Origin of the sequence: Kosakonia oryzae (assembly GCF_001658025.2) — a bacterium.
Lineage (GTDB): Bacteria > Pseudomonadota > Gammaproteobacteria > Enterobacterales > Enterobacteriaceae > Kosakonia > Kosakonia oryzae.
In genome coordinates, this window is sequence record NZ_CP014007.2 from 3,654,155 (window position 1) to 3,675,545 (window position 21,391).

18 protein-coding genes and 1 pseudogene are annotated in these 21,391 nt (G+C 54.6%); 9 read left to right on the forward strand and 10 right to left on the reverse strand.

Translation table 11 applies throughout. The annotated features are described in order from the left end of the window. Positions 1 to 7: 7 nt before the first annotated feature. The 8 genes from AWR26_RS17315 to mntR form a co-directional block, all read right to left on the reverse strand. On the reverse strand, positions 8 to 1,327 hold the full coding sequence (locus tag AWR26_RS17315; protein WP_064567673.1) for a PTS sugar transporter subunit IIC: 1,320 nt from the start codon (positions 1,325 to 1,327) through the stop codon (positions 8 to 10). A 24-nt stretch (positions 1,328 to 1,351) separates the two neighbouring features. Next, positions 1,352 to 2,728 carry a glycoside hydrolase family 1 protein gene (locus AWR26_RS17320; RefSeq protein WP_064567675.1) on the reverse strand — a complete coding sequence of 459 codons (1,377 nt, stop codon included), beginning with the start codon at positions 2,726 to 2,728 and terminating at the stop codon, positions 1,352 to 1,354. A gap of 240 nt (positions 2,729 to 2,968) precedes the next feature. After that, entirely contained in the window at positions 2,969 to 4,009 is a 1,041-nt protein-coding gene (locus tag AWR26_RS17325; protein ID WP_064567677.1) for an aldo/keto reductase, read from the reverse strand. A 100-nt stretch (positions 4,010 to 4,109) separates the two neighbouring features. Next, positions 4,110 to 5,633: an efflux transporter outer membrane subunit gene (locus tag AWR26_RS17330; RefSeq protein WP_064567679.1), complete on the reverse strand. Its 1,524-nt coding sequence runs from the start codon at positions 5,631 to 5,633 to the stop codon at positions 4,110 to 4,112. A 1-nt stretch (position 5,634) separates the two neighbouring features. Next, on the reverse strand, positions 5,635 to 7,206 hold the full coding sequence (locus AWR26_RS17335; RefSeq protein ID WP_064567681.1) for a DHA2 family efflux MFS transporter permease subunit: 1,572 nt from the start codon (positions 7,204 to 7,206) through the stop codon (positions 5,635 to 5,637). Continuing rightward, the gene (locus AWR26_RS17340) at positions 7,203 to 8,300 is read right to left on the reverse strand and encodes an HlyD family secretion protein (RefSeq protein ID WP_064567682.1); all 1,098 of its coding nucleotides are present in this window, start codon (positions 8,298 to 8,300) and stop codon (positions 7,203 to 7,205) included. The genes AWR26_RS17335 and AWR26_RS17340 overlap by 4 nt, the downstream gene beginning before the upstream one ends. Before the next feature lie 101 nt (positions 8,301 to 8,401). Further along, positions 8,402 to 9,511: an anion transporter gene (locus AWR26_RS17345; protein ID WP_064567684.1), complete on the reverse strand. Its 1,110-nt coding sequence runs from the start codon at positions 9,509 to 9,511 to the stop codon at positions 8,402 to 8,404. Beyond that, positions 9,508 to 9,978: a manganese-binding transcriptional regulator MntR gene (mntR, locus tag AWR26_RS17350; protein ID WP_007374005.1), complete on the reverse strand. Its 471-nt coding sequence runs from the start codon at positions 9,976 to 9,978 to the stop codon at positions 9,508 to 9,510. The genes AWR26_RS17345 and mntR overlap by 4 nt, the downstream gene beginning before the upstream one ends. A 188-nt stretch (positions 9,979 to 10,166) precedes the next feature. On the opposite strand from mntR, the pseudogene mntS reads away from it, so the two are divergent. Both mntS and AWR26_RS17360 read left to right on the forward strand, forming a co-directional pair. Beyond that, positions 10,167 to 10,280 (forward strand): annotated as a pseudogene (gene mntS / locus AWR26_RS17355) (manganase accumulation protein MntS); the annotation flags it as partial. 295 nt (positions 10,281 to 10,575) lie between these two features. Continuing rightward, on the forward strand, positions 10,576 to 12,165 hold the full coding sequence (locus AWR26_RS17360; RefSeq protein WP_064567686.1) for a phosphoethanolamine transferase: 1,590 nt from the start codon (positions 10,576 to 10,578) through the stop codon (positions 12,163 to 12,165). A gap of 64 nt (positions 12,166 to 12,229) precedes the next feature. Here AWR26_RS17360 and ompX read toward each other — a convergent pair whose 3' ends face one another. After that, positions 12,230 to 12,742, reverse strand: a complete 513-nt coding sequence (gene ompX / locus AWR26_RS17365; RefSeq protein WP_007374002.1) for an outer membrane protein OmpX — start codon at positions 12,740 to 12,742, stop codon at positions 12,230 to 12,232. 363 nt (positions 12,743 to 13,105) lie between these two features. On the opposite strand from ompX, the gene rhtA reads away from it, so the two are divergent. From rhtA to ybiO, 6 genes are all read left to right on the forward strand, one after another. After that, positions 13,106 to 13,993 (forward strand): threonine/homoserine exporter RhtA, encoded by an 888-nt coding sequence (gene rhtA, locus AWR26_RS17370; protein WP_064567688.1) that lies wholly within the window; start codon positions 13,106 to 13,108, stop codon positions 13,991 to 13,993. A gap of 298 nt (positions 13,994 to 14,291) precedes the next feature. After that, positions 14,292 to 14,795 (forward strand): DNA starvation/stationary phase protection protein Dps, encoded by a 504-nt coding sequence (dps, locus tag AWR26_RS17375; protein WP_064567690.1) that lies wholly within the window; start codon positions 14,292 to 14,294, stop codon positions 14,793 to 14,795. Positions 14,796 to 15,156: 361 nt separating this feature from the next. Next, positions 15,157 to 15,903 carry a glutamine ABC transporter substrate-binding protein GlnH gene (gene glnH, locus AWR26_RS17380; RefSeq protein ID WP_043954149.1) on the forward strand — a complete coding sequence of 249 codons (747 nt, stop codon included), beginning with the start codon at positions 15,157 to 15,159 and terminating at the stop codon, positions 15,901 to 15,903. 84 nt (positions 15,904 to 15,987) lie between these two features. Then, positions 15,988 to 16,647, forward strand: a complete 660-nt coding sequence (gene glnP, locus AWR26_RS17385) for a glutamine ABC transporter permease GlnP (RefSeq protein WP_007373997.1) — start codon at positions 15,988 to 15,990, stop codon at positions 16,645 to 16,647. Continuing rightward, complete coding sequence (glnQ, locus tag AWR26_RS17390) at positions 16,644 to 17,366, forward strand: glutamine ABC transporter ATP-binding protein GlnQ (RefSeq protein WP_007373996.1); 723 nt, start codon at positions 16,644 to 16,646, stop codon at positions 17,364 to 17,366. Before glnP ends, glnQ begins: the two co-directional genes overlap by 4 nt. A 117-nt stretch (positions 17,367 to 17,483) precedes the next feature. Further along, positions 17,484 to 19,724 carry a mechanosensitive channel protein gene (gene ybiO, locus AWR26_RS17395; protein ID WP_064567692.1) on the forward strand — a complete coding sequence of 747 codons (2,241 nt, stop codon included), beginning with the start codon at positions 17,484 to 17,486 and terminating at the stop codon, positions 19,722 to 19,724. Here ybiO and rlmF read toward each other — a convergent pair. Further along, the gene (gene rlmF, locus AWR26_RS17400) at positions 19,714 to 20,649 is read right to left on the reverse strand and encodes a 23S rRNA (adenine(1618)-N(6))-methyltransferase RlmF (RefSeq protein WP_064567694.1); all 936 of its coding nucleotides are present in this window, start codon (positions 20,647 to 20,649) and stop codon (positions 19,714 to 19,716) included. The genes ybiO and rlmF overlap by 11 nt on opposite strands. Positions 20,650 to 20,745: 96 nt before the next feature. Here rlmF and AWR26_RS17405 point away from each other — a divergent pair, with 96 nt between their 5' ends. Continuing rightward, on the forward strand, positions 20,746 to 21,360 hold the full coding sequence (locus AWR26_RS17405; RefSeq protein WP_064567696.1) for a flavin reductase family protein: 615 nt from the start codon (positions 20,746 to 20,748) through the stop codon (positions 21,358 to 21,360). Positions 21,361 to 21,391 lie beyond the last annotated feature (31 nt).

Sequence of the window (21,391 nt, forward strand, 5' to 3'; positions counted from 1 at the left end):
TCAGTAATTATTGTATCCCATTGTTTTTCAAGGCCACTCGCTCGGCAATTTTGAGGAAAGGCAGGTAAAAGAATACACCAAAGACAATGATGATCAACTGCACCACCACCGCCCGCCAGTCGCCCGCCGTTGCCAGCCAGGCGCTGAGAATCGGCGGTGTCGTCCATGGGATCATCACCACGCAACGCGACATCCAGCCCAGCGTTGTACAGAGCCAGGCAAACCAGATGCCAAGCGCAGGCAGTAGCACAAACGGGATCATCAGCGGCAGGTTGAACACGATCGGCAAGCCGAAAATCACCGGCTCGTTAATATTAAACAGCCCCGGCGAAATGGCGAGGCGCGCCACCTGTTTCGCCGATTGCTGTTTCGCAAAGAGAAAGATGGCGATCAGCAGGGAAATGGTACTGCCGGTGCCGCCAATCATGCCAAAGGTCGGAACGAAGATATTGTTGATGATATGCGGGATCGGCTGCCCGTTGGCGAACGCCAGCATATTTTCGTTGGTGTTGATCAGCAAAAGCGGCTCCAGGATCACGCCGTTGACCACCGTCTGGTGGATGCCCAGCGTAAACAGGAAGTTGCCGAAGCTATAGATAAACAGTGTGCCCGGCAGGCTGGTGTTGATCTGCCGTAGCGGTTGCTGGATAAGCGTGGTGATCAGGTGGATCAAATCGGTGTGCAGCAGGTTCGCCAGCAGCGCGGCAACGATGGCAAACAGCGACAGGGTAATAATGGCCGGGATCAGCGAGGAGAAAGATTGCCCTACCGCCGCAGGCACATTCTCGCCCAGCGAAATTGAAAACCGTTTCACGCCGGCGACACGAATAAACAGCTCGGTGGAGAGCAGCCCGATAATCACCCCGGCAAAAATCCCGGTCGAGCCGATGTTAGTAAAAGCCAGCATCTGCGTCACGCTGACCGTGGCTTTCGCGCCCACCGGCACCACCTCAAGTTGCATCGGCATCATGATAATAAAACTGGACAGCGCAATGACCACCGCCGACACCGGATTAGCGAAGTTTTTATTCCGCGCCAGTGACCAGGCCGTCATCGGCGCGATCAGCAGCGCGGCAATATTCAGCGTTCCGTTGATCACCGCTTCGCCCCACACTTTAAAACGCGCCAGCGTTTCCCCTTCCAGCACCCAGGGAAAAATGACGTTGTTGATCAGCACCGCCAACCCGGCAAGGATAAAAATCGGCATCACTGCCGCAAAGGCGTCGCGCAGGGAACGCAGATGCACCTGGTTTGCCAGGCGGGCGGAAAAATCGACGAACTTATCGACGAATGACTGCATATTCGGCGTGATTTTAGTTTCAGACATAGCGCTGTCCTCTCAATCAATGCGTTACATGTCGCGCCCGTTACTGCGGATCACCTGTTGCAGCCAGCGATAACTCTTCTTCGGTACGCGTTTCATATCTTTCAGATCGTGGTTTTCCCGGTTCACATACACCACGCCGTAGCGCTTACGCATATCGCCCTGTGAACTGAGAATGTCGATTAAGCCCCAGCCGAGATAGCCAATCACCTGTGCGCCATCAATGAAAATGGCATCCTGCATCGCCTGGATATGGTCGCGGTGGTAGGCAATGCGGTAGTCGTCATCGATGGGGTTTACGCCGTCCCACTCCTCAATCACACCAATACCGTTTTCAATCGGGAACACCGGCAAACGCCAGTCGTTGTAGTAACGGGTGATAATGGCGCGAAAACCGAGAGGATCTATCTGCCAACCCCATTCGGTGGCTTCAAGGTACGGGTTGGCTTTATCGCCCTGTTGCAGGTAGTAGTTGACCGGGGTTTCTGGCGAGATGGCGTCGCTATCGAGGGTTTTACTGGCGTAATAGCTGAACGCCATAAAGTCGTTTTTCACGCGGGCGATTTGCGCCAGATCCTCATCGCGATAGATATCGCGGAAACCTTCGCGATCGACGACCGCCAGCACTTCCGGGCTGTAGCCCTGCCCGGCAAACACCCGCAGCAAATTCTGGTTGAGAAACTCGTCATACTGGGTCGCGCAAAAAACATCGCGCGGCTTGCAGGTCGCCGGATAAATCAGTTGATGCGCCAGCATGCCGCCCATCAGGCGTCCGGGTTGCGTCTCGTGCAGATAGTGGGTGAGCAGCACATGCGACATCATCACGTGATGCTGGATCTGGTACAGCTCGCGCAGGGTTTTCTCGCCCTTGAGATAGCCGCCCACCTGGAACGCGCCCGGCATGTGGTAAATGTTCTGCTCATTGAAGGTCAGCCAGAACTTCACCCGGCTGCCGAAGCAATCGATCATTTTTTTGCCGTAGCGCACAAAGGCGTCCTGCACATGTCGATCGGCAAAACCGTTGTACTGCTGCGCCAGTGCCAGCGGCATATCAAAGTGGTAGAGACACACCATCGGTTCAATGCCGCGCGCCAGCAGATCGTCAATAAAGCGGTCGTAAAAGGCGATCCCCTCTTCGTTGAACTCGCCGTCGCCCTGCGGACAAACGCGGCTCCAGGCTATCTGGAAGCGGTAGCAATTCATGCCCAGATCCTGCATTAGATCGAAATCTTCGCGGTAGCGATGGTAAGAATCGGTGGCGACTTTCCAGTCTGAGGCAAATTCGCTGGCTTCACGGATGTCATACACCGACATCCCTTTCCCGCCCTCATTCCATGCTCCTTCAGTCTGCATGCTGGAAACGGAATTCCCCCACAGGAAGCCGGCCGGTAACGTTTTGCTCATCGCGCTTTCTCCATGACTAGTCATTTAATGAATATGACTAGTCATATAGATAATGACGAAAAAATGGGCAACGAGAGAGGTGCAGATTTGTGATGGTTTTCGAAAGATTTACCGGATAACAGCTTAAGTAGGCCGAATAAGGTGCAGCCGCCAACCGGCGTTTTTTTGGCCAGTGGCGCCACGATCGCCGGATGGCGCTAATGCTTATCCGGCCTACGGGGTAGGGTGAATGGATTTAAATTACTGCTGTTTTAACTGATTACGACGATATTCGCCCTGACGTTCCAGCATCCAGCCGGGATATTCGCGCGGCAGCGCGCTTACGGCGTCAAGCTGTTGCAGCTCATCGGCACTTAAACGAATCGCGGTGGCGGCAAGGTTGTCATCCAGTTGTTCCTGCCGTTTAGCGCCAATGATCACGCTACTGACGACCGGCTGATGCAACAGCCAGGCCAGCGCGATTTGCGCTACCGAAACGCCTTTACTGTCGGCAATGGTGCGCATCACATCCACACAGTCAAAGGCGCGATCTTTATTCACCGGCGGGAAATCAAACTCCAGCCGACGACCGCCCGCTTCCCCATTGCCATCGCGATCGTATTTACCGCTCAGCAAGCCTCCGGCCAGTGGGCTCCAGACCATCAACCCGACGCCTTCGCTCTGCATCATCGGCACCAGCTCGCGTTCCAGATCGCGACCGGCAATGGTGTAGTAGGCCTGCAACGAGGCAAAACGCGCCAGCCCAAGCCGTTCAGAGATCCCCAGCGCCTTGGTAATCTGCCACGCCGCCCAGTTAGAGACGCCGATATAGCGCACATGCCCATGCTGCACCAGATTATCCAGTGCGTAGAGCGTCTCTTCGATCGGCGTCGCCGGATCAAAACCGTGCAGTTGATAAAGATCAATATGATCGAGCTGCAAGCGGCGCAGGCTCTCTTTCACGCTGTTGATAATGTGATAGCGCGAACTGCCGCGCGAGTTCACCCCGGCGGTACCGGTTTCACCAAACACTTTGGTGGCGACAACCACGTTTTCACGCGGGACTTTCAGGTTCTTCAGCGCCTGGCCGGTGATCTCTTCCGAGCGCCCTTCTGAGTAAACATTGGCGGTATCGATAAAGTTAATGCCCGCATCAAGCGCGCGGCCAATCAACTGCTCCGCCTGCGCCTGCTGTAGCTGGCCAATTTTGCCCCACATTCCGCCTTCGCCGCCGAAGGTCATGGTGCCGAGGCATAACTCAGAAACAAACAGTCCGGTATTACCCAATTTTTGATAGCGCATGATGGCGTCTCCTCATCGGTTTAGTTGACGCAACAGTTATACGAAATCTTTTGGCAGGAGGAATGTGAGGATCCTGCCTGTTTCTTGCCCAATTCTCTGATTATCCGCGCGGCGCATCACCAAAGACTTTGTAATCAGGCAGTTGCACATTTTGATACGGTTCCCAACCGCCGCCGAGCGCCTTGTAGAGTGCCACGAGGTCAAGGCTACTCTGCACGCGCGCCTCCTCACGCTGCTGGCTAGCCTGCGCCAGCTGACGTTGCGCATCCAGCACGTCAATAAAGCTGGCGATCCCTTTGCGGTAGCTGTCGCTGGCAAGGTCAAAAGCGCTTTGCAGAGCGTTGATTGTTTTATCCAGCCCCGCTTCCCGCTGCTGATCGGCGCGATAGCTGACCAGCGCATTTTCCACATCGCCTAATGCGCTTAGTACCGTCTGGCGATAATTGAGCACCGCCGCGCCCTGCTGCGCGCGTGCCAGCTTAACGCTCGACACCAGCCGTCCGCCCTGGAAGATCGGAATCGAAATCTGCGGGCCAAAGCTGTAGAAGTGGCTGCTCCAGTCGGTCAGCCAGTTGGTTTCACTGTTGCGCAGGCCAAACTGGCCGCTCAGCGACAAACTCGGGAATAGCTCGGCAACCGAAACGCCAATCTGTGCCGTAGCGGCATGCAGGCTGGCCTCGGCTTCGCGCACGTCCGGGCGACGACGCGCCAGCGTCGAAGGAATACCGGTCGGCACAATTTCCGGCAATGCCGGAAGCGGCTGCGCGTTACGCAGTTCGCTATCCAGTGCGCCCGGCGGTTTACCCAGCAGGATTGCCAGCGCATTCATCGCCTGGCGCTCCTGCGCCTGGTACTGCGGCAGTTGCGCCTCAAGATTACCGACCTGCGCACGGGCATTTTCTACATCCATCTGCGGCGATAACCCGCCTTTCTGGCGATTCTCCGTCAGAGTAAAAGTCTGTTGCGCACTGTCGATTTGCGTATTCAGCGTGGCGATAATGCCCTGCGCGCCGCGCAGTTGCAGCCAGGCGCGCGCCACTTCCGCTTCCAGCGACACCAAAGCATCATTACGTTGTTCTATTGTCTGCTGTTGCTGCGCGGAGGCGGCTTCTACCTGACGGCGCACTTTACCCCACAAGTCCAATTCCCACTGCGCATCAAAGCTGCCCTGGTAGAGATTCACCGGCTGGGTTAACGCGCCCAGCGCACCGCTGATGGCCGGATCGGCATTATCCAGTTGCCCATAAACATCATGAGATTTCAGCTCACCTTCAAGGCCAAGCTGCTGACGCGTGGCTTTCAGCGAACCGTTGACCGACGGCAGAAACGCGCCGCCAGCCTGATTGATTTGCTCGCGCGCGCCAGCAATTCGCAGCACGGTTTGTTGCAGCGACAGGTTACCGGCAATCGCCCGTTCAATCAGGCTGTTGAGCTGCGGCGACTGAAACGTGGTCCACCAGCGCGGGTTAAGCGCCTGCATGGAAACCTGCGACTTCACCGCACGGTCTCCCGGATCGTTCCAGCGCGCAGGCGTTTGCGGTTGCGGCGGCCGGTAATCCGGCCCCACGGCACAGCCTGCCAGCCACAGCGATAACAGGGTTACGGGAAAACGACGCCACCTCATATTAATGTGCTCCTGCGCTGCCTTCGCTTTTGATCGGCGAAAGCAATAGACAAAATGGAATCAGTAACAGCGCGACCACGCTCAAAATTGTAAAAACATCGATGTACGCCAGGAAACGCGACTGGGCGACCATCGCTTTGTACATCTGTCCGCTGGCGCTGGAAAGCGGATCGCCCAACAGACTGGTGAAATTGCGAATCGCCTCGGCAGTCTGGCGCAACGCCAGCTGGAATTGCTCATTAAACGGGGAGGTATGTTCCGCCAAATGCGACATATGCGCCTGCGAGCGCTCCGTGATAGCCGCCGTGGAGAGCGAAATGCCGATTGAGCCCGCCACGTTACGAAACATGGTGAATAACGCGGCGGCATCCGCATTGAGTTCGCGCGGCGTGGAGATAAAAGCAATGGTGGTGAGCGGCACGAACAGAAAGCCAAGCCCGATGGATTGCGCGCTGCGAAAAAGCACTAACGTTTCGAAATCGATATCCGGCGTCAGCGTACGCGACCACCAGAACGAGGTAGCGAGGCAGAAAAAGCCAAAGGCGATAATCCAGCGCGTCTGCACGATCGGCATCAACTTCAGTACCAGCGGAATGGTCATCACAATCAGCACCGCGCCGGGCGACAGCACCAGCCCGGACCAGGTAGCCGTATAGCCGAGATCCTGCTGCGCCAGTTGCGGGATCACCACCGAGCTGCCATACAGAATCATCGCCATGCCCGCCATCAACAGGCTGGAGACGGTAAAGTTTCTGTCCGCCATGCAGCGCAAATCCACCACCGGTTTTTTGGCGTAGAGCAGCCAATAGATGGCGCCGACAATGCCCACCGCCGTCAGCACCGCGAAAATGCGGGTGAAATCTGACGCGAACCAGTCTTCATCTTCGCCACGATCAAGCATCACTTGCAGGCAGCCCAACCCCAGCGCAATCAACCCAATTCCCGGCCAGTCGATAGTCAGTTTTTGCTTCGATTTCCGTTCCCACGGCGGATCTTCCAGCAACTGGTAGATCGCCAGCACGGTGATGATACCCACCGGAATATTGATGAAGAACACCCAGCGCCAGGAGTAGTTATCGGTGATCCAGCCGCCCAGCGTCGGCCCCATTACCGGCGCGACAATAATGGCAATCGACGACAGGCCAAACGCTTTGCCGCGATCCTCCGGCTTAAAGTAATCCAGTAACACTGACTGTTGCGTCGGCTGCAGGCCGCCGCCAAAAAAGCCCTGCAAAATACGAAACAGGATGATTTGCCACAGCTCAGTCGCAATGCCGCAAAGAAATGAGCAGACGGTGAACATCACAATGCAGATAAGGAAAAACTGCTTACGACCAAACGTCCGGCTGAGAAAGGCCGAAATCGGCAGCACAATCCCGTTCGCCACCAGGTAGCTGGTCAGAACCCATGTCGATTCGTCGTAGCTGGCCGACAGCGAACCGGCAACGTGCGGTAGCGCCACGTTAACAATCGTGGTGTCGAGGATCTCCATAAATACCGCGAGCGTAACCACCCATGCCACGGCCCACGGGTTGCTGGCGGGTCGCCAGTTTTCGTGGCTGTGATCGGTCATTCCAGCGTTACCTTCGGTTCGACGGAGAGGCCCAGCGGCAATGGCTTATTCGCATCCAGCCCTTTATCAATGACGATTTTCACCGGCACGCGCTGCACGATTTTGACAAAGTTACCGGTGGCATTTTCTGACGGGAAAGCAGCAAATTTCGAACCGCTGCCCTGCTGGATACTGTCGATATGCCCTTCCAGCTGCAGATCCGGCCAGGCATCGACTTTGATGCTCACTTTATTGCCCGGACGCATCCGCTCAAGCTGCGACTCTTTGAAATTGGCCACCACCCAGATTTCCGGCGACACCAGCGAGAACAGTGCCGTACCCGCCTGCACCAGCGTACCGTTCTGGACGTTACGTTTGGTGACAAAGCCATCGAACGGCGCGCGGACTTCCGTCCACGAGAGATTCAGTTCCGCCGTTTCCAGTTGCGCTTTCGCCTGCGCGACCTGCTGCTGGCGCGCCTCGACGTTGGTCTCCTGCTGACGGATTTGCAGTTGCACCTGCTCCGCCACTTCCAGCTGGGCGCGGGCGCTGACAAGCTGCGCCTGTGCGCTGCGCAACTGGGCGTTGGCGCTGTCGATATTTTGCTGTGTGGTCGCACGGGGATCGACACCACGCTGACGGCGGTAAGCGGCTTCAGCATTCGCCAGATCCGCCTGCGCTTTCAGTACCTGCGCCTTCGCTTCATCGCGCTGTGCGGGATACTGCACTTTTGAGAGTTCGAGTTGCGCCTGCGCCTGGTGCAGTTGCGCCGTTGCCAGCCCTAACTGCGCCTGTGCCTGATCGCGCTGCGCGGTCGCATCGCGGGGATCGATAACGACCAGTAAATCGCCCTTCTTCACCCGCTGGTTATCTTTGACCCGCAACTCAGTAACGTAACCTGCGACTTTCGGCGCAATAGTGACCGCATCGCCATCGGTGAAGGCGTCATCGGTACTCTCTTCGTTACGGGTTAAAAACCACCATACCAGCGCGACGATCACCATCACGCCAACCACAACGGCGAGGATAATCAGCGGTTTCTTTCCGGGGCGTTTACGGGTGTCGTCATTATTATTTTCCTGAACATCGTCAGGAGAGGTTGTGTTTTCTGCCATAGTATCGCAACGGTCCTGTCAGGTAACGGCGCCAGGGATGCACCGTTACCTAAAGTTAGGCGGTTGCTATACATTTTCCAGGATAAACTGACAAATCAGCACTATCTGAATAAGAGTAATCCGTATCCGACGGCTGCAGCCCACAGCAACATCGGCAGGGAATAGAGGTGAAAGCGCCACCAGATACGGCGATTGTTCGCCATCCGCAGCGCAATAAGGTTCGCCAGCGAACCGGGCAATAAACCAAAACCGCCAACGTTCACCGCCCAGGCCAGCAAGGTATCCGGCGGAACGTAGTTGAGCAGCAAAATGGTGGCGGGCACGTTACTGATAAATTGCGATAAACCAATGGCCGCAAGCCACAGGCCCGAAGGTGAAAGCTGGCTGGTGCTGGTCAGCACGCTGTGCAGCGCCGGAAGTTGGATCAGCAGATGCACATCGATAAACATGGCAATAAAGACCAGCAGTAATGTCCAGTCCACGCTCAGCACCACACGACGCGCCAGCAGCAGAAAACCGGCCGCGATCAGCGCCAATCCCCACAGCTCCTGCTTTAGCTCCAGCGCAGTAATAAAGACGAGGTAAAAGCCGAGGCAGCTCCATACCAGACGCGGTTGCCAGTCGGCAGTCTGCGCGCCGCTATGGTAGTTGAGGGCTTTATTGGGAAAACAAAACCAGCACAGCGCCAGCAACGTTACCATCATCGCCAGCGCCAGCGGCGTCATCTGCCAGATAAACGCCGGGAATGAGAGGCCGGAGCGCCCCCATAATAAGATGTTTTGCGGGTTGCCAATTGGCGTCAGCAACGAACCAGCATTGACCGCCAGCGCTTCGAAGATGATCAGCCGGTTGACCGGGATTTCACACAGCTTCTTGAGCGTAATGGTCAGCGGTACCACAATAAACAGCGCCACATCGTTGGTTAAGAAGGTGGAGAGCAGCGCCGCCGCCAGTATCATAAACATCGCCAGGCGGCGTTCATTGTGAAAACGACGCACCATACGCCGCCCGAGCACATCAAAATAGCCGCTCAGTTCAACGCCCTTGGTCAGCAACATCAGCCCGCTCAGGGTGATAATGGTGTGCCAGTCAATTGCCCCTGGCCAGCGTGCAGGCGCGAACGGAACGAAGAAGCAAAGCACAACGCCAATGATCAACAGCAGATGAAGAAAATGGTCGCGCGCCAGTGCGCGAAACAGCGGTATGTTCATTCAGAAGGCAGCCCGTGTTGCAGGGTAAAACGGCGGAAACAGTCGAGGGTTTCCTGGCTGACGTGGTGCTCCATCCCTTCCGCATCGCGGCGGGCAATCTCCGGGCTGACGCCAAGCACCAGCAGAAAACTTTCCACGATTTGATGGCGCTCGCGGCTCTCCTGCGCCAGCTTCTCCCCTTCCGGCGTCAGAAAAACACCGCGCCACGGGATCTGCTCAATCAAGCCGACGGTCGCCAGCTTTTTCAGCATTTTTGCCACGGTAGGCTGCGAAACGCCAAGACGCGCCGCCATATCCACCTGGCGGGCTTCGCCCACTTCGCGAATTAAATCGGAAATCAGTTCAACGTAGTCGTCAATCAGCTCGCGACGATGCGCTTCGCGCACCTGCCGAAAGCCCTCGACATGTTCTTCAACATTTACCAGCGTCACTTTTTTTATTGTTGGATTCGCTGCGCGACGGTTCATTGTGCTTCCTCTGACAGTGTGACGCGGTGCTACATCATATAAGAGAAGCGCCATTGTAAACCATTCGTGAATCAGCACAAAAAATTAACGCATTAGCCATAGCTATAAAATATAGCCTGTGCTATATCTGTATGTAATGCGTTCACCTTTCACGGAGCGAAGGGCCACGAAAGCGTAAGGAGGTTCCGATGAATGAGTTCAAGAGGTGCATGCTTGTGTTTAGTCACTCTCCCTTTAAAGTCCGTTTAATGCTGCTGAATATGCTGTGCGATATCATCAACGGCAAACCGCAGCAGACCCGGACAAACCTACCCACTAATGCGGCGTCGCGGTACGCCGCTTCATTTTTCTGTCACAATCCCCCGTCATACTGGTCGTTTTGTCTAAAAATTCGCGTGTTTTTGCTGGATTTGCAATCACCCTCTCAAAACAACCGCTTAGCCGGTGTTGACCTTCGTTGCGCCTCGCTCTATCTTTGCGCTGCCCTGCACAAATTGCGGCTCGCAGAAGCGGACCACATCCCCTCTCCACGCACTGTCCGGCAGGTTTTGACCCTTACGCCAGGGTGAGCACATGGCGGTTTCGCGATAGTCATCAATGAGCCTAATTCTGAAAGAATCCGCTGCATTTCGCAGCCAGACCGTCAATCCGTGGACGGGTTTCTATTTTCTCCAGTCGATGTTGATTAATTTTGCTCTTGGTTACGAATTTAGCGTGTTGTATGCCGTTGTCCTGACCTGCGCCCTGCTCGTGCTATGGCGTCACGCGCCGCGCGCGCAGAAGGTGTTCGTCGGTATTATCTCTCTGGTGGCAGCGTGTTATTTCCCGTTTGGCCAGGCCTACGGCGCGCCGAACTTCAATACGCTGCTCGCTCTGCTGTCGACCAATATGGAAGAGTCCACGGAAATTTTGACTATTTTCCCGTGGTATCACTATGTTATTGGCCTGTTTATCTTCGGCTTAGGCGTTATGTCGATGCGCCGCCGCATCCCAGCCGCGCCGACGCCGTGGCTAAAGTGGGATACCGTAGGCGCCGTGTTTTGCGTGGCATCTTATTTTATCGGCCCGGTACAGAACCACTTTCTGGGATATGACTTCAGGATTATCGATACCGGCGTGCCGGTACTGCGCTTCGTGCGCGATGTAGCGTTTAACTACTATTTAGTGCGCGTCGAACAGGAGAATATGGCGCAGTTCGCCAGCATGAAAGACACCTGGACCGTAACGGCGGTCAAACCGAAATATCACACATATGTGGTGGTGATTGGCGAAAGCGCGCGCCGCGATGCGTTAGGCGCATTTGGTGGCCACTGGAATAACACGCCTTTTGCCAGCCAGGCGAACGGCACGTTCTTTATGGATTACGTGTCTGCCAGCGGCTCAACGCAGAAGTCGCTCGGTCTGACGCTGAACCGGGTGGTCGATGATAAACCGCAATACCAGGATAACTTTGTTACGCTGGCGAATCGTGCGGGTTTCCAGACCTGGTGGTTCTCCAATCAGGGGCAAATTGGCGAATACGATACGGCGATCGCCAGTATTGCGAAGCGCGCCGATGAAGTGCAGTTCCTGAAAAATGGCGATTTTGAAGCGAATAAAAACACCCGTGACGAAGAGCTGCTGAAATTGACCGCTCAGGTCTTTTCAACGCAGCGTACGCAGCCACAGCTGATCGTGCTGCATCTGATGGGATCGCACCCGCAGGCCTGCGATCGCACCGGCGGTAAATACAACGAGTTTGTACAATCGAAAGAAACGTCCTGCTACCTCTACTCCATCACGCAGACGGACGATCTGCTTGGCAAGCTCTATTCCCAGCTGGTGAATAGCGGCGACAGTTTTTCAATGGTCTATTTTTCCGATCACGGGCTGGCAATTAAAGAACGCGGTAAAGAGGCACAGTATCTGGCGCATGCCGACAAGTTCCAGCAGGATTTTCAGGTGCCGTTTATGGTGATCTCCAGTGACGATACAAAGCACCGGATCGTCAAGGCTCGCCGTTCAGCCAATGATTTCCTTAGTTTCTTCTCACAGTGGACCGGGATCGCCGCCGAGCAGATAAAAAATTCTTACCGCTTTTCCTCCGAGCAAAAAGCCGGGCCAGTTTACATTACTAACTTTAAGTTACAGAAAGTTGACTACAACCACCTGGGCACGGATCTTTTTGATACCCGCAGTAAGCACTGACTGGTGAGCGTTTCAGGCAAAAAAAATCCGCCCATTGGGCGGATTTTTTATATCGCCGAAGCGATTAGAAACGGTAACCAACACCGGCAATCCAGGTGCCAACGTCAACGCTACGAATACGGCTCTGCTCGTAAGAGAAGTCCAGAGCAACGTTTTCCATCGGGTTGAACTGCAGACCGGCACCGTAAGAGAAGCCGTAGTCGCTGGTATCAGAAACTTTAGCGGTATCAACAGTCTGCTGGAATTTACCGTAACCAACACCGACTACGCCGTAGATGCTTGCCCAGTCGTTCAGACGGTAAGCCGGACCTGCAGTGATGCCGTAGTACTGCGCTTTGTTGTAGACGCCGCTTTCGGTACGATCTTTTTCAGTGTAAGTAAAGGAACCGATAACACCCAGCGGGTTGTCATTCTGCTCGTAGCGGTATTTCAGGTTGAAGCCGTTAGTTTTGTTAGCAATACCCTGCGCATCGCTCTGAGCGTAGCCGCCGGTAACGGTTGAAGTTGCTGCTACTGCGGAACCTGCAGATACCGCCAGAAGAGCGGCCAGTGCTGAAAGACATGCAATTTTTTTCATAATCCACCTCAAATGTGCTTCAAGTAAATCCTACGTCCTACGTTTTTAAATATATCAAAAATAGTCAGGAAACTCTTTGCAGGAATTGGGGTCTAAAGTGCCATTTCATGTAACAGAAAGTTTCCGCTACTGAACAACCCTTTCAAAAAACACGTATTTTCCCGCATAACGCGCCATTATGATGCTCAATAAGTGGCACATTCATCCAGACAATTCTTAAATCAACAGGTTAATTAACCATCAGATAATCCTTATTCTACGGATATTCGGGCAGTTTTTTTCAACGAACGCTCAACCAGCCGGCGGTATTTTCAAGTAGACTGACGGCTTTACTTCAATTGACATAAATTGACGGGAGAAAGGATGCCAGGGTTGTCTCGTAAGTTGCCGGTGTGGCTGCCGGTTTTGGTGTTACTTATCGCCATGATCTCTATTCAGGGCGGTGCATCGCTGGCGAAATCTTTGTTTCCACTGGTCGGCGCACCTGGCGTCACTGCGCTGCGGCTGGCGCTCGGCACGATTATCCTGGCCATCGTTTTCAAACCCTGGCGGTTACGTTTCACCCGCGAGCAACGTTTGCCGCTCCTGTTTTACGGGCTGTCGCTCGGTGGGATGAACTATATGTTCTACCTCTCCATTCAGACCGTACCGCTGGGTATCGCCGTGGCGCTGGAATTCACCGGGCCGCTGGCCGTAGCGTTGTTCTCCTCCCGTCGTCCGGTCGATTTTATCTGGGTGATCCTTGCCGTACTCGGGCTGTGGTATTTGCTGCCGCTGGGAGAAAACGTCGCGCATGTGAATCTGAGCGGCGCAGCCTTTGCCCTCGGTGCCGGGGCCTGCTGGGCGATTTACATCCTCTGCGGTCAGCGCGCGGGAGAGGAACACGGCCCGGCAACGGTCGCGCTTGGCTCGTTAATTGCGGCGATCGTGTTTGTCCCTCTTGGTGCGCTCCAGTCTGGCGAGCTGCTGTGGCACTGGTCGATTTTGCCGCTTGGCATCGCCGTTGCCATGTTGTCCACCGCGCTGCCCTACTCACTGGAGATGGTTGCATTAACCCGGCTTCCCACCCGCACCTTCGGTACGCTGATGAGCATGGAGCCAGCGATGGCCGCGATCTCAGGCATGGTTTTTCTTGGCGAAACGCTCGCTTTGCAGCAGGTGCTGGCGCTGATGGCCATCGTTATCGCCTCGATGGGCTCCACGCTGACGTTGCGGCGGGAAAGTAAAATCCGCAAAGTGGAGATTGGTTAAATAATTATATTCAGCATGAGATTTGTCTTATGCTGAATATCCTCCCACTGCTGTGACAATATTTCTTACGTTTACGTACATTACTCTTTAAAATAGGATTACCGTCACCCTTCCATTCCGGGAATTATTTAATTTTTCTTATAATTCATATTATTAGTTATCACCACATAAAAAATAAGCATATATTCTGATTTTGCTATTGAACCGATAGGCACAGCCAAAACAGATAAATGAAATCTGGTGCTATACTTAGTTCCGGTAATTACCTGGGACACAAACATCAAGAGGATATGAGATTATGAGTACCGCTAAACTGGTTAAAACGAAAGCGTCTAATCTGCTTTATACCCGCAACGATGTATCGGATAGCGATAAAAAAGCGACCATTGAGTTGTTGAATCGCCAGGTGATCCAGTTCATTGACCTGTCGCTGATTACCAAACAGGCCCACTGGAATATGCGCGGTGCTAACTTCATTGCCGTACATGAAATGCTGGATCAGTTCCGTACTGCGTTGATCGACCATCTTGATACGATGGCAGAACGTTCTGTACAGCTGGGCGGAGTGGCACTGGGCACCACGCAGGTGATCAACAGTCAAACCACGCTGAAAGGCTACCCGCTGGACATCCACAGCGTTCAGGATCACCTGAAAGAGCTGGCCGATCGTTATGCCGTCGTAGCGAATGACGTACGTAAAGCGATTAGTGAAGCGAAAGACGAAGATACCGCAGATATTTTCACCGCAGCATCCCGCGATCTGGATAAATTCCTGTGGTTCATCGAATCCAATATCGAATAATCCATAAACTTTATCAATGACCCCTTCGCTTCCCGCGAAGGGGTTTGCACTTTTACAGTGCAGTGCTTTTCCTTTTTTCCTGCCTAAAGTTTCCTCTACGTTATTATCGCGTCACAAAATTGTTAATAACCGATTGTTTTACGTCCACGTTCTGCGCTAAAAAAGAGCAAAATCCGCCACGCCATTTTTATGCACCAAAACCGAGCACCACAATAGTGCAAAGCGGTATCACTGCTACACTTATTGTGCAACCGGTTAAAGTTGCGCCTTTACAAAACAATGGGTTGTAAACCTGGCATGATTTTTTCATACTGCGTTCATTCTCGCAGGGGATCGCTCCCCGGATACAAAAGGAAAAACTATGAAGTCTGTACTGAAATTTTCCCTGGCTGCACTCGCTCTCGCCTTTGCTGTTTCCTCTCAGGCTGCTGATAAAAAACTGGTGGTTGCCACCGACACCGCATTCGTTCCTTTCGAGTTTAAACAAGGCGACAAATACGTTGGTTTCGACGTGGATCTGTGGGCCGCTATCGCGAAAGAGCTGAAACTGGATTATGAACTGAAACCGATGGATTTCAGCGGCATCATCCCGGCGCTGCAAACCAAAAACGTCGACCTGGCGCTGGCGGGCATTACGATTACCGAAGAGCGTAAGAAAGCGATCGAGTTCTCTGACGGCTATTACAAAAGCGGTCTGCTGGTGATGGTGAAAGCCAACAACAACGACGTGAAAAGCGTGAAAGATCTGGATGGCAAAGTGGTGGCAGTGAAGAGCGGCACCGGTTCTGTTGATTATGCGAAAGCAAACATCAAAACCAAAGATCTGCGTCAGTTCCCGAACATCGACAATGCTTACATGGAACTGGGCACTGGCCGCGCAGATGCTGTTCTGCACGACACGCCGAACATTCTTTATTTCATTAAAACTGCCGGTAACGGTCAGTTCAAAGCCGTCGGTGAGTCCCTGGAAGCGCAGCAGTATGGTATCGCCTTCCCGAAAGGCAGCGACGACCTGCGTGAAAAAGTGAACGGCGCGCTGAAAACCCTGCGCGAAAACGGCACCTACAACGAAATCTACAAAAAATGGTTCGGTTCTGAGCCTAAATAATTATTAAAAAATAAAGTGTTACTCCTCAGGGGCGATCTTCGCCCCTGATACATTTGTTACAACCACGGTATACAGGAACACATCATGCAGTTTGACTGGAGCGCCATTTGGCCTGCCATTCCGCTTCTGATCGAAGGCGCGAAGATGACGCTGTTGATCTCGGTCCTCGGCCTCATTGGCGGATTGATCATTGGTCTGGCAGCGGGTTTCGCACGCACTTTCGGCGGCTGGATTTCCAACCACATCGCACTGGTATTTATTGAAGTTATTCGCGGTACGCCTATCGTCGTACAGGTCATGTTTATTTACTTTGCCCTGCCGATGGCGTTTAACGATCTGCGCATCGATCCGTTCTCGGCCGCCGTCGTTACCATCATGATTAACTCCGGTGCCTATATTGCGGAAATCACCCGTGGTGCGGTGCTTTCTATTCATAAAGGCTTCCGGGAAGCGGGCCTCGCGCTGGGCCTGTCGCGTGGCGAAACCATTCGCCATGTGATCCTGCCGTTAGCGCTGCGCCGTATGCTGCCGCCGCTGGGTAACCAGTGGATCATCAGTATCAAAGATACTTCGCTGTTTATTGTTATCGGCGTCGCCGAACTGACCCGCCAGGGCCAGGAAATCATTGCCGGCAACTTCCGCGCGCTGGAGATCTGGAGCGCCGTTGCGGTTGTCTATCTGATCATTACCCTGGTGCTGAGCTTCATTCTGCGTCGTCTTGAAAGAAGGATGAAAATCCTGTGATTGAATTTAAAAACGTCTCCAAGCACTTTGGTCAAACCCAGGTGCTGCACAACATTGATCTGAATATCACTGAAGGTGAAGTAGTGGTTATTATCGGGCCGTCCGGCTCGGGTAAATCGACACTGCTGCGCTGTATTAACAAGCTGGAAGAGATCACCAGCGGCGATCTGATTGTTGATGGCCTGAAAGTCAACGATCCGAAAGTGGATGAGCGCCTGATCCGCCAGGAAGCCGGCATGGTTTTCCAGCAGTTCTATCTGTTCCCGCATCTGACGGCGCTGGAAAACGTCATGTTTGGCCCGCTGCGCGTGCGCGGGACCAATAAAGCCGATGCTGAAAAGCTGGCAAGAGATCTGCTGGCGAAGGTCGGGCTGGCTGAACGTGCGCATCACTATCCGTCTGAGCTTTCCGGCGGTCAGCAGCAGCGCGTCGCGATTGCCCGCGCGCTGGCGGTAAAACCGAAGATGATGCTATTCGATGAGCCAACCTCCGCGCTCGATCCGGAGCTGCGCCACGAAGTGCTGAAAGTAATGCAGGATCTGGCTGAAGAAGGCATGACCATGGTGATCGTTACCCATGAAATCGGCTTCGCCGAAAAAGTGGCGTCGCGCCTGATTTTCATCGACAAAGGCCGCATTGCCGAAGACGGCAATCCGCAACAGTTGATCGAAAATCCCCCCAGCCCGCGCTTACAGGAATTTTTACAACACGTTTCCTGATGTGCTTGTGCCCCTCCGCCTGGAGGGGCGTTTCCCCCGGATTGTTCTCATTTCCTACCCTGCTCCGCCCGGCATCTATACTTATCATTTTGCTGGACTTTCTCACCGGAGGAGCCTATGCCGTGGATATTGCTATTCCTCACTCTGCTGTGCGCGCCGCTTCAGGCCGCGACGATACCCGGCATCACAGCAACCGCAGCCAACAGCGCATCATCTACCCAAAGCAGTGAACCCAGCGTCGAACAAAAAAAAGCGGCCTATGCGGCGCTGGCAGACGTGCTGGAAAACGATAATTCACGCAAGGAGCTGATTGATCAGTTGCGGAAAGTCGCCACCACGCCGCCGCAGGAGCCGGTTCCGGAGATCACGCCGCCGGAAGTCAAAGAGCAGAAAACGGTGCTGGAGAATGTCACCGAAGTCAGCGGCTACTACGGCGAAGCGCTGGCCTCCCGCTTTGCCCAACTCTACCGCAATATCACCGGCTCGCCGCATAAGGCCTTCAACCCGCAAACCTTCACGAATGCCGCCAGCCACTTTTTACTACTCGCGGTACTGGTTTTTGCTTTCTGGATACTGGTGCGTCAGTGCGTGATGCCGCTCTACCGCCGGATGGGCAAATGGGGAAGGCGCAAAAACCGCGAACGCCGAAACTGGTTGCAGTTGCCCGCCATGATAATTGGCGCCTTTATTATCGACCTGCTATTACTGGTGCTGACGCTGTTTATCGGTCAGTTGCTCCGCGCCAGGCTGAATGCAGACAACAGCACCATCGCTTTCCAGCAAAGCCTGTTCCTCAATGCGTTTGCGCTAATTGAGTTTTTCAAAGCCATTTTGCGGCTGGTTTTCTGCCCGCGCATTCCGGAACTGCGTCCGTTTCGTATTGCCGATGGCACCGCTCGCTACTGGCATTTGCGCCTGAGCGCATTGAGCAGCCTGATTGGTTATGGCTTGCTGGTGGCGGTGCCGATTATCTCCAATCAGGTGAACGTGCAGGTTGGCGCACTCGCCAACGTGGTGATTATGCTGTGTATTACCGTCTGGGCGCTCTATCTTATCTTCCACAATAAGCGCGAGATCCAGCACAACCTGATTGAGCTTGCCAACCACTCACTGGCCTTCTTTAGCTTGTTTATTCGCGCGCTTGCGCTGGTATGGCACTGGCTCGCCAGCGCCTACTTTGTCGTGCTGTTCTTTTTCTCGCTGTTTGACCCGGGCAATAGCCTGAAATTTATGATGAGCGCGTCGGTTAACAGCCTTGCTATTCTGAGTATTGCGGCCTTCCTCTCCGGTGTGTTGTCGCGCTGGCTGAATAAAACTATCACCCTCTCGCCGCAGGTGCAGCGTAACTACCCGGAACTGCAAAAGCGGCTGAACGGCTGGTTGTCGGCAGCGCTGAAAACGGCGCGCATTCTGGTGGTGTGCGCCACCATCATGCTGCTGCTGAATGCCTGGCGGCTGTTTGATTTCTGGCACTGGCTCAATTATGGCGCGGGAGAGAAAACCGTCGATATTCTGATCCGCATTGCGTTGATCCTCTTCTTCTCGGCGGTAGGCTGGACGCTACTGGCAAGCCTGATTGAGAACCGTCTGGCGTCCGATATTCACGGCCGTCCGCTGCCAAGCGCGCGTACGCGCACGCTGCTGACGCTGTTCCGCAATGCGCTGGCGGTGGTGATCAGCACCATCACGGTGATGATTGTGCTCTCAGAAATTGGCGTCAATATCGCACCGCTGCTCGCCGGTGCCGGTGCGTTAGGGCTGGCGATCTCGTTCGGCTCGCAAACGCTGGTAAAAGACATTATCACCGGGATTTTTATTCAGTTCGAAAATGGGATGAATACCGGCGATCTGGTGACTATCGGGCCGCTAACCGGCACCGTTGAGCGAATGTCGATTCGTTCTGTCGGCGTGCGCCAGGATACCGGGGCGTACCACATTATTCCCTGGTCATCGATTACCACCTTCGCCAACTTTGTCCGCGGTATTGGTTCGGTGGTGGCAAATTATGATGTCGATCGCCATGAAGAGACCGATAAAGCGAATCAGGCGTTGAAGGATGCGGTGGCTGAACTGATGGAACAGGAAGATATTCGCGGGCTGGTGATTGGCGAGCCGTCATTCGCCGGGCTGGTTGGGCTCACCAATACCGCTTTTACACTGCGTGTCACCTTCACCACGCTGCCGCTGAAGCAGTGGACGGTCAGGTTTGCTCTCGACACCATGGTGAAAAAACATTTCGATCGCGCCGGCGTTCGCCCGCCGGTGCAGACGTATCAAATGCTGCCTGCACCGCAAAGCTCAGCGCAACCGGCATCACCGGCCAGCCCGCCGCCGCCGCCAGCAGAACCTACCCTTTAAAGCGGCTCTGTGCCCAACGTTTACGCTGGGTCTCATCGAGGAAAGTCCAGGCGATAAAGCGGCTCTGCTTTTGACCCTGGGCCATCTCTTTTTTCATCACCTTCACCGCACCGGCCTGCGTCAGCGCACGATAGAGTTCGGGCAGGTTATCACCACGCGAGACCAGCGAGGTGAACCACAGCACCTGGCGAGCGAACTGCTGGCTTTCCGCAATCATCTTGCAAATAAAGGCGACTTCCCCGCCTTCACACCATAACTCCTGCTGCTGACCGCCAAAGTTAGCGGCATCGCTGGCCGCTTGCCCGAGATTACGGCGTTTACGCTCGCTGCCCGCTTGCGCGCTCTGCGCCGAGTCATGAAACGGCGGATTACAGAGCGTGGCATCGTACTGCTCATTTTTGTGGATAATGCCAGCAAGAATCGCCGACGGATCTTTTTGCCGACGCAGACGAATTGCGCGGCTCAGCCCCGGGTTAGCATTGATAATTGCCTGTGCGCTGGTCAGCGCTGCATCGTTAATTTCGCTACCAGTAAAACGCCAGCCATATTCATGGTGACCAATCAGCGGATAGATGCAGTTCGCGCCGGTGCCAACATCCAGCACGCTGGCCTGCGCAGGGATCTGCCCTTCGTTACTCTCTGCCAGCACATCAGCCAGATGGTGGAGATAATCGGCGCGCCCTGGCACCGGCGGGGTGAGAAAACCCTCGGGGATATCCCACTCCCGCACACCATAGAAATGCGCCAGCAGCGCTTTATTTAAGGCCTTCACCGCCTGCGGTTCGGCGAAATCAATGGTCGCCTCACCTTTTGGGTTCGCGGTGATAAAGTCGCGCAATGACGGATTCGCGACGCACAATGCGTCAAGATCGTAGCGGCTGTGGTGGCGGTTACGCGGGTGCAAACCCGGCTTCTGGGCATTCATGGCATTCTCCTGTTAGCAGCGGCGTAAGATACCCGTTGACGTTGGCCGGGTAAATAAGTGAGGCTGAAGAAACTTGTCTGACAACCAGGAAACGCTATGTATTTTTATGAACCGGCGAAAGGCCACGGCCTGCCGCACGATCCGCTGAATGCGATTATTGGCCCGCGTCCTATTGGCTGGATTGCCTCGCTGGATGGCAAAGGCCAGCGAAATCTTGCGCCGTACAGTTTCTTTAACTGTTTCAATTATCGCCCGCCGATTATCGGTTTCGCCAGCAGCGGCTGGAAAGATAGCGTACGCAATATCACTGAAACCAAAGAGTTTGTCTGGAACCTGACGACCCGCGATTTAGCGGTGCGGATGAATGAAACCTCCGCATCACTGCCCCACGGCGAAGATGAGTTTACCCGTGCAGGCCTGACGCCCGTTGCAGGTCGTATCGTCAGCGCGCCGCGCGTGGCGGAAAGCCCGGTCAACTTCGAGTGTCGTCTCTCCCAGTGTATTCAACTGACCACCGCCGACGGCCGCGCCATCGATAGCTGGCTGGTGCTGGGTGAAGTGGTCGCGGTACACATTGATGAATCGCTGCTGGAAAACGGCATTTATCAGACTGCGAAAGCGCAGCCCGTGCTGCGCGCGGGCGGCCCGTCTGCCTATTACGGGATCAGTGAAGCACAGCGCTTCGATTTGATCCGCCCGGATAACCGCTAACCCCGTTTACCTGCCCCAGCCTGAGCCTGGG